Source organism: Acinetobacter amyesii (genome assembly GCF_002018365.1).
GTDB classification, from domain to species: Bacteria; Pseudomonadota; Gammaproteobacteria; order Pseudomonadales; family Moraxellaceae; genus Acinetobacter; species Acinetobacter amyesii.
In genome coordinates, this window is sequence record NZ_MVKX01000004.1 from 105,508 (window position 1) to 117,745 (window position 12,238).

General features: G+C 40.6%; 10 protein-coding genes. 5 read left to right on the forward strand and 5 right to left on the reverse strand.

Annotated elements, in window-relative coordinates:
- Nucleotide 1: 1 nt before the first annotated feature.
- A complete protein-coding gene (oxyR, locus tag B1202_RS07415; RefSeq protein ID WP_078189933.1) occupies nucleotides 2-907 on the forward strand; it encodes a LysR family transcriptional regulator OxyR in 906 nt (301 codons plus the stop codon).
- 743 nt (nucleotides 908-1,650) lie between these two features.
- Nucleotides 1,651-2,262, forward strand: a complete 612-nt coding sequence (locus tag B1202_RS07420) for a response regulator transcription factor (protein ID WP_078189934.1) — start codon at nucleotides 1,651-1,653, stop codon at nucleotides 2,260-2,262.
- A gap of 89 nt (nucleotides 2,263-2,351) precedes the next feature.
- Here B1202_RS07420 and ppk1 read toward each other — a convergent pair whose 3' ends face one another.
- Both ppk1 and mtgA read right to left on the reverse strand, forming a co-directional pair.
- Nucleotides 2,352-4,433 (reverse strand): polyphosphate kinase 1, encoded by a 2,082-nt coding sequence (gene ppk1 / locus B1202_RS07425; protein ID WP_078189935.1) that lies wholly within the window; start codon nucleotides 4,431-4,433, stop codon nucleotides 2,352-2,354.
- Nucleotides 4,434-4,579: 146 nt separating this feature from the next.
- Nucleotides 4,580-5,257, reverse strand: coding sequence for a monofunctional biosynthetic peptidoglycan transglycosylase (mtgA, locus tag B1202_RS07430; RefSeq protein ID WP_078189936.1), 678 nt, complete (start codon nucleotides 5,255-5,257; stop codon nucleotides 4,580-4,582).
- Nucleotides 5,258-5,335: 78 nt separating this feature from the next.
- Here mtgA and B1202_RS07435 point away from each other — a divergent pair, with 78 nt between their 5' ends.
- On the forward strand, nucleotides 5,336-6,160 hold the full coding sequence (locus B1202_RS07435) for a rhomboid family intramembrane serine protease (RefSeq protein ID WP_078189937.1): 825 nt from the start codon (nucleotides 5,336-5,338) through the stop codon (nucleotides 6,158-6,160).
- Between the two features lie 119 nt (nucleotides 6,161-6,279).
- On the opposite strand, the gene B1202_RS07440 is transcribed toward B1202_RS07435, so the two are convergent.
- Together B1202_RS07440 and B1202_RS07445 are read right to left on the reverse strand one after the other, a co-directional pair.
- Complete coding sequence (locus B1202_RS07440) at nucleotides 6,280-8,781, reverse strand: ABC transporter permease (protein ID WP_078189938.1); 2,502 nt, start codon at nucleotides 8,779-8,781, stop codon at nucleotides 6,280-6,282.
- Nucleotides 8,778-9,509 carry an ABC transporter ATP-binding protein gene (locus B1202_RS07445; RefSeq protein WP_078189939.1) on the reverse strand — a complete coding sequence of 244 codons (732 nt, stop codon included), beginning with the start codon at nucleotides 9,507-9,509 and terminating at the stop codon, nucleotides 8,778-8,780. Before B1202_RS07445 ends, B1202_RS07440 begins: the two co-directional genes overlap by 4 nt.
- 11 nt (nucleotides 9,510-9,520) lie before the next feature.
- Here B1202_RS07445 and B1202_RS07450 point away from each other — a divergent pair, with 11 nt between their 5' ends.
- Nucleotides 9,521-10,150 (forward strand): arylesterase, encoded by a 630-nt coding sequence (locus B1202_RS07450; protein ID WP_078189940.1) that lies wholly within the window; start codon nucleotides 9,521-9,523, stop codon nucleotides 10,148-10,150.
- Between the two features lie 83 nt (nucleotides 10,151-10,233).
- On the opposite strand, the gene B1202_RS07455 is transcribed toward B1202_RS07450, so the two are convergent.
- On the reverse strand, nucleotides 10,234-10,848 hold the full coding sequence (locus B1202_RS07455) for a carbonic anhydrase (protein ID WP_078189941.1): 615 nt from the start codon (nucleotides 10,846-10,848) through the stop codon (nucleotides 10,234-10,236).
- A gap of 334 nt (nucleotides 10,849-11,182) precedes the next feature.
- Between B1202_RS07455 and B1202_RS07460 the strand changes: the two genes are divergently transcribed.
- Nucleotides 11,183-12,223 (forward strand): alpha/beta fold hydrolase, encoded by a 1,041-nt coding sequence (locus B1202_RS07460; protein ID WP_078189942.1) that lies wholly within the window; start codon nucleotides 11,183-11,185, stop codon nucleotides 12,221-12,223.
- The last annotated feature ends 15 nt before the right edge of the window (nucleotides 12,224-12,238 follow it).

Below are 12,238 nucleotides of genomic sequence, written 5' to 3' on the forward strand. Positions count from 1 at the left end.
TATGGCTGCATTACCATCCTTAAGACAGCTGTCATATCTAGTAACACTGTCAGAAACGCTACACTTTACTGAAGCTGCGCGTCGTTCTTTTGTCACCCAGTCAACTTTGTCTGGCGGGATCATGGAACTTGAGCGTTTACTAGGTGGCGTATTGGTAGAACGCGACCGTCAAAACGTGCGTTTAACTCCTCTTGGCGAACAAGTTGTCGGACGAGCCCGAGTTCTATTGGCAGATGCGCAAGACCTAATGCGTTTAAGTCGTGAAATGAGCGAACCTCTAACGGGTGATTTACATCTAGGGGTCATTCCTACTATTGCGCCGTTCTTACTTGCGCCATTATTAGAAGAAGTGCATAAGCAATTACCAAAAATTCAATTGCACTTACATGAAGCACAAAGTGAAAAAATTGTTGAGAAACTTGAGCACGGTAATCTAGATATCGTATTACTTGCTCTTCCTTTTGATACACGTAGCTTGAAAGTTGCAGAAGTAAACAAAGAAAAATTGTTCTTGGTGTACAACAAAGCTGACCAAAATGCAGCTCAAGCGAAATCTTTAGACGACTTAGATTTATCACGTTTAATGTTGCTTGAAGAAGGCCATTGCTTACGTGATCATGCTTTGAGTGCTTGCCCGATTGGTGAACGTAAAAATGACCATCGTTTAAAAGCAAGCTCATTGCCAACTTTGGTTGAAATGGTTTCCGCAGATTTAGGCTTTACCTTATTGCCTGAAATTGCAGTTCATACCAATATGATCAAAGCCAATGAAGATTTGGCTGTGAAAGAAATTGAAGCTAGTCCTACACGCACATTAGCATTGGTAACGCGTAAAAGTACGCCGCTTCAAAGTGAATTTGATGTATTGCTTCAAATCTTGCAGAAAATCACCAGTAATCTGCACTAATTCAATCCATGAATATTAAAGAGAGCCCTGCGCTCTCTTTTTTATTTTTCAGAAATAATAATATTGAGATGAGTTTAAAAATTGAAAATAATAAAAATATAGTATCTAGAAAAAAGAAAAGGCTAACCCAAATAGGTAGCCTGATAAGGTAATTATGACTTGATGTATATCTCAATTCATCGCCTCGATAATATCTTCACACTAGCCAGATAAGTAAGAAGATAAATACATCTTAGTAAAATATAACTTTCGTTAAAATCACTAGTTTCAGGTATTTTAGATAAAGTACGTCTGATTCATTTTCAAAGGGCTTTTTTTATAATTGTGTTTTGTGCTATAAAATAAACATTGATGAGAAATAAATCACATTATTTTAAATAGTCACTAATATTCATGTTTAAAATAACTAAGCAATAGGTGAATATTAACTCACATCAGAAACAGTTCAATTTATTAGTTGTCAAAATACTGCTTTCACATTTCATTTATTATTTTCAATTCGAATCTAAATCTGATGATTATTTAATCAATATTCTAAAAATAAAAACGAAAAAACTATAAATCTTTGCATTCAACATAATGAAAAACATAGAAAACCATACATTAATTAAATTCCATTATATCACAATAACTTAATTATACTTTGATGTATAAATCACTACTTCTAGGTATATTTTTCTAATTCACTTTCATGCACATTATGGAAATGCAATTTGATTAAAAATAATAAATGAGCGAAATGTATGATGAGTGAATTTTTATTGCCAGTACCCGTTTTGATCATTGATCATCAATCAATGACTTCAAAAACAGTGCTGTTTAACATCTTAGGAGACCTCGGTTATCCTGAAGACCTCATTACATTTTCAGAAAATTTAGCAGATGCGGAACAGCAAATTTTCAATCAATTGCCCAATTTAATCTTTTTAGTGGTCACTCAACAGTCTGATATCTCTTTCATCCATAAAATTAAAAAGATCTATCCTTCGAGTAATCTCATCATTTTAGTCAATGAACAGTCTGCAGATTTAACATTACATGCAATTCAGTTAGGTGCAACCGCCTATATGTTGATTCAACAACCGATTGAAGACACTTATAACCAGCTGAAAACCATTTTAAGAGGTGGCGCTGCCCTGCACCCAACTTTTGCTAAATTTTTATTGAGTGAAACTTTTAGTCCGCAAAATGCAGCGCCGAAACAGCTCAGTCTAAATCCAGCTGAATACCAAATTTTGGATATGGTCAGCCATAGTGCGACTCAAGAGCAGATGGTCAATGAATTAAAACTTTCAACCTATCAAATTGATGGTTTTGTCAAAAATATCTACCGCAAAATTTGTAGCTACAGCTAAATTTAGCTGAGATAAAGGATTCAAAAATAATCTAGAAAATTTAAAAAAAATAAAGGGAGCATTGCTCCCTTTTACTTTGTTCAGCACATTTATTTAAATGCATCTAAAAGCACATGCTGTGAATTGTGTGCTTCCTCACCCTCTTGAACATGGGTACGAATCCAACGCCCATCACTTTGGAGCAACCAAGCTTGCTGATTATCTTTTAGATAATTCACTAAACCTAATTGATAAATGCGCTTTTTCAAGGCTGGATCTTCAATTGGGAAACAGGCTTCAACACGGTTAAATAAATTACGATCCATCCAGTCTGCACTTGAACAGTAAATCCGTGCATCGCCATTATTACTGAAATAATAAACTCGGGTATGTTCTAAGAAACGTCCAACAATAGAACGTACGCGAATATTTTCAGACAGCCCCGGTAACCCCGGACGCAAACAACAAATAGAACGAATAATTAAATCAATCTGCACACCCGCTTGTGACGCTTCATACAGTTTATTGATCAACTGAACTTCAGTTAATGCATTGACTTTGACAATGATTTGCGCAGGCTTACCTGCTTTTGCATTGGCAATTTCATTATCAATATAATTGATCAGCTGAGCATGTAAGGTAAATGGCGCATGCAGCAGTTTTTTCAACTTCGCCATTTTGCCCATACCAGTCAGTTCTTGGAAAATGCGATGTACATCCTCACAGAGTTCTTTATCGGTGGTTAATAGGCCATAATCGGTATAAATACGCGCATTGCCCGCGTGATAGTTACCCGTACCTAAATGCACATAACGCACCAATTTATTATTTTCACGGCGTACCACCAAAATCATTTTGGCATGGGTCTTATAGCCCACGATGCCATACACCACCACTGCGCCCGCTTCTTGTAGTACATTGGCCACGGCAATATTTGATTCTTCATCAAATCGTGCACGAAGCTCAATTACTGCGGTAACCTCTTTGCCATTACGTGCTGCTTCCGCTAAAACTTGCACAATTTCAGAGTCTGCACCACTTCGATAAAGCGTTTGTTTAATGGCCAAAACTTGTGGATCACGTGCAGCTTCACGTAGTAGGTTAATTACCGGTGCGAAAGATTCAAAAGGATGGTGTAGCAAAATATCTTGCTTTTGCATCGCACTAAAAATGTTTTCAGATTTTTTGAGTACTTTCGGAATAACTGGTATATGCGCATCATAGCGTAAATGTGGACGTTTAAAATTAGACAGTAAACGTGCAAGGTTAACTGGCCCATCCACCTTATAGAGTTGCTCTTCTTCTAAATCGAACTCATCAAGCAAATATTCATAAATATGCTGCGGACAATTTTCTGTCACTTCCAAACGAACGGCGCGACCAAAACGACGAGAATTCAACTCACCTTTCAGAGCTTTAGCTAAATCCTCAACATCTTCATTTAAAGCTAAATCGGCATTACGCGTCACGCGGAATTGGTAGCAACCCGTCGCCGTCATGCCAGGGAATAGGTCAGAGACATGTTCGTGAATAATTGCCGATAGCATCACGTGATGTTCTTTGCCACCGGTTAATTCATCGGGGAGTCGAACGACACGTGGCAACGAACGTGGTGCAGGTACAACGGCTAAGTCAATCTGACGACCAAACGCATCCTTCCCTTCTAGAGTCACAATAAAGTTCAGCGACTTATTCACCAAGCGAGGGAATGGATGTGCCGGATCTAAGCTAATGGGTGTTAAGACTGGAGCAACCTGTTCTTGGAAATATTTTTTTACCCATGCCGACTGTGCAGGGGTTAATTCACCACGACGTAAGAAGCAAATGTCTTCTTCACGCAGTTTGGGTAAAATTTCTTGATTTAAAATACGATACTGGCGCTCTATTGCCGCATGCGCTGTCGCAGAAATTTCATCTAATACTTGCTTCGGTGTCAAACCATCTGGACTGCGGCTTTCATTACCTAAGTCTAGCTGTTCCATCATTCCCGCAACACGAATTTCAAAAAATTCGTCTAAGTTACGTGAAAAGATCAGCAAGAAATTCATGCGTTCAAGTAATGGATGTATCGGATCAACCGCTTGTTCGAGCACACGCAGATGAAAGTCGAGAATCGATAACTCTCGATTGATATAACGATCATTATAAGTATATTCAGTAGGTACTTGCGCGACTTCAGCTGCGGTATTCATTTCAAACCCATATTAAAAAATGTGTGCTGTACTCAGTTTAGTATGCTTCAAATTTGTGACAATTTCATAAAAAAAGCCCATAAAGATGAGCTTTTTGTTGTAATTCAAATCGCTGCCATGCCATTTGACACGTGTTTAGATCATTCTTAATTCGGGATATGGCTATAACGCATATATTTTTGGATCATGCGTTTACGATAATTCAGCTTACGATCTTGTCGATTTTCATCATAATATTTTGGATTAGGTAAAATAGCCGCAATAAATGCCGCTTGCTCTCGGCTCAAACTCCGTGAACTTTTACCAAAGTAGTGCTGTGTTGCAGCTTCTACGCCATAGATGTTGTCCCCAAACTCAACCGAGTTGAGATATACCTCTAAAATACGTTGCTTCGTCCACATGCGTTCCATCATCCATGTTGCAACGGCTTCCTGCCCTTTTCGAATAAATGAACGCTTATTATATAAAAATAAGTTTTTTGCCAATTGCTGAGAAATGGTAGATCCACCTGCAACCACTTTGCCTTTATCTTTATTGCGCTCTAAGGCATTTTGCATGCCTTCCCAATCAAAACCTTTGTGTTGTAAAAACTTGCCATCTTCCGCCGCAACAACAGCATGTTTGACATAATCACTGATTTGGTCGTAATCACGCCATTCGTGTTTAATCGGTTTGGATGGATCAGACCAATAATCTAAACGCATCATCATCGTCGATTCCACAGGATGCGTACGCCACCACACCAGACTACCAAAGATCCAAAGCTGCACCAAAAGCACAAGACTGACAAGAATTAACAATGTACGAACAATAAAGGCTTTCATGTCAGTGTGTTACTCCAGAAATTCTGTTTTTTCATGTTAAGCTTATTTTTAAATATTTTGACACAGTACAAGAATAGCATGTCTGAACTCAGCCCTCCTGCTGTATCAACCCGTAAGCTGCAAATCCAACTGTGGTGGATCACGGCACTCTTAATTACCATCAATGTTGGACTCTTTGGCTGGCAAGTGTTGCATGGAATGAACGTTAGCCAACCCGACACACTGGATGCTTTGCGTTGGGGTGCTGATTATGCACCTTTAACCTTTTTAGAGGAACCCATCCGCTTATTCAGCAGTATGTTTTTTCATTTTGGCCTGATTCACCTGATGTTGAATATGTGGGCTTTGTATATTTTTGGCAGTGTTGCCGAGCAAATGTTAGGTCGTTTCTACTTCCTCGGCCTGTATGTTTTAGCCGGACTGATGGGAAGTTTGTTGAGTGGGTATTTAACCATTCAAGACAGCTATGCATTATTGGCCGAAGGTGCAGCCAATCAGCAGCTTTTCCCGAGTATTGGTGCAGGTGCATCGGGTGCAGTGATGGGACTGGGTGCAGCGTTGACGATTATTTCACTGCTCCCTATGTTACCTAAACAGCAATTTTATCTGGATAAAAAAACCTTATTAATGGTGATGGGGATTAACCTCGCGATGGGCTTTATGATTAGTGGGATTAATAACGCCGCGCATATTGGCGGCATGTTGATGGGCGCTGCATTGGCTTTCATTTGGTATGTAGGACAAAAATTACATCAATCCTTGCTCATTCAAATGATCGGTCTAATCGCCGCAGTTGTCGGATGCTATCTGTTTTATCTGCATTGCCAACAATTAATCCAACCGATTTTACCGCTTTGGGAACACTTTATCCTACTGATGAAGCAATCTCTCGCAGCACGTTAAACAGTGGAAGGAAACCAGTGGCTATCAACACAGACATGTTGAAATCATGTCTAAACCTGAACTAGGTACTGGGTTCCTGCTCCACTCTTAACTTGCTCAGCTGTTAACCATCTCCACCCTTAACTATTCAGTTCACGCAAACTTTCTAAGGGTGGGATGTCGCCAAGATAACTTAAGCGATAACGTCCGATCAATGTACAGACTAAGGTCATTACCAATGGGAGGATCAACCAAATTTCTGCATGTAGCTGGATGACCAGTTCCATTTTATAACTGACAATCGCACTGATCACTTCGGCAAAAATACACGCCACAACACCTGAAATTAGCCCCATCAATCCGACTTCCAAACTCAGCATCGACTTTAACTTTTGCTTGGAACTGCCGAAGGAACGTAGTAGTGCCACTTCTTTTTTACGTTCATCCATAAATAAGTTCAAACATGCGACCAAAACTAAAATGCCTGAAATACTCACCAACAGCGCCAAGATGGTAATAATCTGAACCAATACGCTGACGATGCGTTTGATCTCATCCAAAATCAGACTGACATCAATAAACACAGTATTTGAAAACTGTTGAATCAGACCAATCAACTGATTTTTATCTTGCGGTGGAACATAGAAGCTCCCCAAGTAACTACCAGCATTTTCATCCATGGTTTTGGGAGAAAAAATAAAGAAGAAGTTTGGACTAAAACTTTCCCACTCCACACTACGAAGGTTAATTACCTTGGCTTGTAAAATCCCTTCAGGAAGGCTAAAACTCAGTCGATCTCCAATTTGAATACCCAGCTCTTGTGCGGTTTTCACTTCTACTGACACTTCATTAACCTGTTGAAAGTGCTGACTGCCCGCGATGATTTGATTATCTTTCGGAAAAGTTGCGGCCTGAGTCAGATTCAATTCACGGCGTAATGAATTATTGCTTTTAATTAAGGCATCCGAAAAAGGGAGATCATTTTTGGCAACTAAACGCCCACGAATATTTGGGTACATCGGCGTCCCTTGCCAACCATGCAGCTTAAGTTGTTGATTAAAATCCTGCAACTCAAATGGCGGTAATCCATAAACAAATTGGTTAGGTGTCCCTTGTGGCAATTGTTGTTGCCAACGTTCCAGCAAATCTGTACGCAATACCGCTAAAACCGTGATCAGGCTTAGCCCCAATGCTAATGCGGTAATTTGAATTGCCGTTTGATACGGTGTGCGTATATACGCTGAGATTTTCGTCCCCCAACTTTTGAAGGCTTTCAAACTGAGCCAGACCATCATATATAGGCCGACACACAGGAAGATGATGGCGCAAATCAGCCACAGAGTGAGCTGTAAATTTTCAGTTAAAACCACACAAAACACCACCAAACTGAGTGTTCCGAAACTGAGCATCCAAAGCATGGAACGTACAGAACGCTCTTGTTGTCGTATCACCCGTGCTGGCGGCGTCCCTAATAATTGCCAAAGACTCGGAAGAACAAAACCTAATAGCACAATCGCACTGGTGAATATTGCAATTGGAAGTGGCCCAAGCAGCATAGACAGGGCTGAAAACTCTAATTGTAAATTTGGAATCAGCTGTAGCATGAGTTGCAATAAGCCATAGCCCAATCCCAGACCAATCAAACTTCCAAACAAGATTGAAAGCCCGAGTACAACCAACAGTAAAGCTAAATAAGCACTTAATATTTGCTGTTTGGTCGATCCAATACAGCGCATCAGTGCAATAGCATCTTGATTTTGTTGTACATAGCGCTGGCTGGTTAATGCGATGGCGATGCCACAAAGTAGAATAGTTAAAATATTGGCCAGTTGTAAAAACGTTTCTAGATTGGCAATCGGCTTCATCAAGCGGGTATTGCCTTCACTGGCATTTCTCAATTTTAAACTGCTTTGAGCCGCATCTTGAACCTGCGCATGATCTGAGTTAGCAGCACGATCTTCGCTTTGATCGCCAAATTTCTGCTTATACAGTTTTTCAAAGCGCTGGGTATTTTGCGCATTTCCAGCCATTAACAGACGATATTCAATCCGACTCCCGACTTGGATGGCATTGGTTCTCGCCACCTCAGACTGCGCAATTATAACCGTCGGTGAAAAGCCACTGAAGCCGAGTTCCTGATTGGTGTCATGGATGATTTTGGCACTGACTTGAAAAGGAGCATCAGCAATATTGATCTGATCTCCAACCTTTACACCCAACAAATCCATAGCACGCGGACTTAACCAGACCTCACCTGCTTGTATGGAACGGTTTAGTTTCGGTTCTGTTTCGAGTTCACCTCTTAATGGAAATGCAGCATCAACGGCTTTGACATTGACCATGACAAATTGCTGATCGGTGTGAGCCATACTGCTAAATAGCGTGACATTGGATTGTTTTAATTGCTGTGTTTTGGCTTGTTGTTGCCACTCTTGTGGAATTGGTTCATTGGCTGTCAGCACCAAATCTGCTGCCAACATTTCAGCAGCTTGTAGCGCTACAGCATTTTGAATTTGTACATTACTAAACTTTAAAGCCGTGGTGGCACTGATCGCCAAGGTTAGTGCGATCAATAATAAATACACACCCGTGGTTTTAAAACTCAGCTGTAAGAGTGGTCGAAACAGTGCCAAAAGATTCATGCAGCATCTCCTGTTCGATGCTCAATCAATTGACCATTGACCAATTCAAAATGGCGCTGACATTTACGGGCCAAATCGGCATCATGCGTCACCAATACCAAAGTGGTTCCCATTTCACGATTTAACTGAAATAACAGTTGTTCAATTTCCTGTGCAGTTGCACTGTCTAAATTGCCTGTCGGTTCATCTGCAAAGATCAGATCGGGTTCACTCACCAAAGCACGGGCAATCGCAACCCGTTGCTGCTCACCACCGGATAAAACTTTAGGGGCTTGATGCGCTTGTCGTTCTAGTCCGACCTTTGCTAACAGTTTTAATGCTTTTTCTTCTGCGGCTTTGACCTGAAAATTTGCTTGTAGCCGTAGCGGCAGCATGACATTTTCCAGAGCCGTTAAATGTGGCAACAACTGGAAAGACTGAAAGACAAAACCAATATGGGCCAAGCGCACTTGAGCACGCTGTTCTTCATTTAATAGATGAATGTCTTGACCACAGACCCGTAATTGTCCCGAACTGGCCTGATCTAGTGTCGCCAAAATACCCAACAACGTGGATTTACCTGAACCAGAACGACCAGTAATCGCAACTTGTTCCCCTGCAAAGATTTCAAGATCGAGTTGTTCGAAGATCGATAACTGTTTTTGTGGAAGTTGTATCTTTTGTGTCAATTGCTGTGCAGAAATAATCGCCTGTGGCATGATGTCAACATCTGTCGTGAGTTGGGTCATATCTTCCCTATATGCAAAATCGCATTCAAAATAATCGTCTATTGAGTTACTTGCTGGCTATTGCACTGATGTTCTGCCCGATGCTGCTCTCTGCCAAAACCATTATGATTTTGGGCGATAGCTTAAGTGCGGGTTATGGTGTTTCAGTGCAGCAAGGTTGGGTCCACTTATTACAAAAACGTCTAGACCAACAGTATCCGAAACAACATAAAGTGGTCAATGCAAGTGTCAGCGGTGAAACCACCAGTGGTGCTTTGGCACGACTGCCTAAACTCTTGCAAACCCATCGTCCAGACCTTGTGGTGATTGAGTTAGGTGGTAATGATGGTTTACGCGGACAGCCCCCTGCACAAATTCAAAAAAATTTAGCGCAATTAATTCAAAAAAGCCAACAGGCCAAATCGAAAGTCATTTTATTTGGAATGAAAATTCCACCGAATTATGGCAAGGCATATAGCCAAGCTTTTGAAAATAACTATCAAGTGTTGAGCCAACAGTACAAAGTCAAATTATTGCCTTTCTTTATGCAAGGGGTGGCTGGGCATAAAAACTTGATGCAACAAGATCAGATTCACCCGAATGCCAAAGCGCAACCAATTTTGCTGAACAATGCTTATCCATTGATCAAAGCAAGCTTATAAATTTAGTTGGTGAAAATCGGTTCATAAAAAAAGGCGCTTCATCTGAGCGCCTTTTTTAATATCTTGTATTTACTGTAGTTTGCTTAGAAATCGTAGAAGCTTACTTCACCCGTTTCGAGTGAATACTCAGCGCCCACAACTTTTAATTTGCCTTGCGCAATTAAGTTTTCGAGGACTGCTGAACCATGACGAAGTTGATTCACTGATGCAAAAACATTTGAACGTACTGCATGCATTGAAAGTTTTTCGAGGTCATCTTTCAATTCAGTTTGCATAAGTATTTCTACAGATGGACGAACGCGGTTCACAATCGACATCAAGTTTGCTGATGGTGGTGTCGCAGGGTTAGTTAAAGCTTCAATCGTAGAATGAATCGCACCACAGTGTGTATGACCCAATACAATAACCACAGGACATCCAAAGCTTTCTGCTGCAAATTCCACGCTACCGACTTGAGACGGTGCCACAATATTACCTGCAACACGAATCACGAATAAATCGCCTAAGCCTTGGTCAAATACCATTTCAGCAGGAACACGTGAGTCTGAACATCCTAAAATAATCGCAAAAGGTTCTTGGCTTTCGGCCATTTCAGCACGTTGTTGATGCGTCAAAAGCTTCGGGTGATTCGTTTCACCGTTTACAAAACGTTGATTCCCTTTCTTTAAACGATCTAAAGCTTCTGCTGCTGCTAGCATGTTCTAATTACCCATATCCGAAGTTGCAATATTTTAATCCCAGTCGAATCGATTGTCACTTGCAAAAACAATTGCTGTGAATTTTTTCTACGACGATGCAACTTGATAGAAAATGCTACTCCACATTCATCAAAAAAAATTATTTTTTCTGTAATGGTTCACATTATTAAAACGCAAGTTTAACCACGTCAAAAAAGCAATGGATGACAAAGGTCATTTTTAATTTACAATATATTTCATAAATATACGCTTTCGCTATTTCAGCCCATTCTGATAATAGTCATATAAATGATCTAAAAAATATATCGATTCGATTTAACTGGGGTAAACGTCAATGAAAGGACATCATTCACGCGTTTTTGGCTTTTTCAAGCTAGCAACGATTTGCTGTATGACGTTTACTGCCAACCATACTTTGGCTGCAAATCCGTCTCCCATCAGCAAAAACCTGGCTGTACCCTCTATCGTGCAAAACTATTTGAGCCAAGAACGTAAAGCGGCAGGTTTAGTCACACATAGCGTTCAAGTCGGCAATGTGAATTGGAGTTATAGCGAAGGTGGTCAACGCTCTAAACCCACTATCTTGCTGATTCATGGTTTAGGCGGCACACGTGATAATTGGAATCGTGTTGCGCATTATTTAACACCGAACTATCACGTGATCATCCCCGACCTTCCGGCCAATGGCGATACCCATGTGCCGGTCGATTTTGATGTCTCAGTGCCGAATGTCACGGAACAACTACGCCAGTTTGTCCTTAAAATAGATATTGAAGATAAACTGAATGTCGCAGGTCACTCATTGGGTGGTTCCATTGCCACGGTATATGCCTCTCAATATCCTTTTGACACCCAAAGCTTATTTTTACTCAACAGCGCGGGCATTTATAAACAAGCCAATACCAGTTATACCCGAGACCCGTATAAACTTAAAAATTTAATCGTTTCAAAACCGGGGGATTTAGATGATGTCATGCATAAACTCATGCAAAATCCGCCCAATGTTCCAACACAGCTTAAAGAAGCGCAGGAGAATATCTTAATTGCGCGTGCGCCCTTCACCAGTAAAATGATCGATCAAGTCGTCACGCTCAATCGAATCTACACCCCTGAAACTTTTGCTCGATTAACACGAACGGTGGAAGCCCCAACCCTGATCCTTTGGGGCAAACAAGATAAAATCTTTAATGTTGAAGTGGCTGGCGAACTCAAGTCTTTACTGAAACGTGCAGAAACCCCAGTGATTTTAAATAACGTCGGTCATATGCCAATCTTAGAAGCTGAACAACAAGTTGCAGACCATTACTTGCCTTTCCTCGCGAAAAGTCAAAAGTTTAAAAACCCTTTGGTAGATAAACTGATTCAGTTAAACTGAGCATTCGCCATTTTT

What these genes read in the sequence shown, in the direction of transcription:
- oxyR (WP_078189933.1), top strand. Translation starts at nt 2, where the DNA reads ATGGCTGCATTACCATCCTTAAGACAGCTGTCATATCTAGTAACACTG.
- B1202_RS07420 (WP_078189934.1), top strand. Translation starts at nt 1,651, where the DNA reads ATGATGAGTGAATTTTTATTGCCAGTACCCGTTTTGATCATTGATCAT.
- ppk1 (WP_078189935.1), bottom strand. Translation starts at nt 4,433, where the DNA reads ATGAATACCGCAGCTGAAGTCGCGCAAGTACCTACTGAATATACTTAT.
- mtgA (WP_078189936.1), bottom strand. Translation starts at nt 5,257, where the DNA reads ATGAAAGCCTTTATTGTTCGTACATTGTTAATTCTTGTCAGTCTTGTG.
- B1202_RS07435 (WP_078189937.1), top strand. Translation starts at nt 5,336, where the DNA reads ATGTCTGAACTCAGCCCTCCTGCTGTATCAACCCGTAAGCTGCAAATC.
- B1202_RS07440 (WP_078189938.1), bottom strand. Translation starts at nt 8,781, where the DNA reads ATGAATCTTTTGGCACTGTTTCGACCACTCTTACAGCTGAGTTTTAAA.
- B1202_RS07445 (WP_078189939.1), bottom strand. Translation starts at nt 9,509, where the DNA reads ATGACCCAACTCACGACAGATGTTGACATCATGCCACAGGCGATTATT.
- B1202_RS07450 (WP_078189940.1), top strand. Translation starts at nt 9,521, where the DNA reads ATGCAAAATCGCATTCAAAATAATCGTCTATTGAGTTACTTGCTGGCT.
- B1202_RS07455 (WP_078189941.1), bottom strand. Translation starts at nt 10,848, where the DNA reads ATGCTAGCAGCAGCAGAAGCTTTAGATCGTTTAAAGAAAGGGAATCAA.
- B1202_RS07460 (WP_078189942.1), top strand. Translation starts at nt 11,183, where the DNA reads ATGAAAGGACATCATTCACGCGTTTTTGGCTTTTTCAAGCTAGCAACG.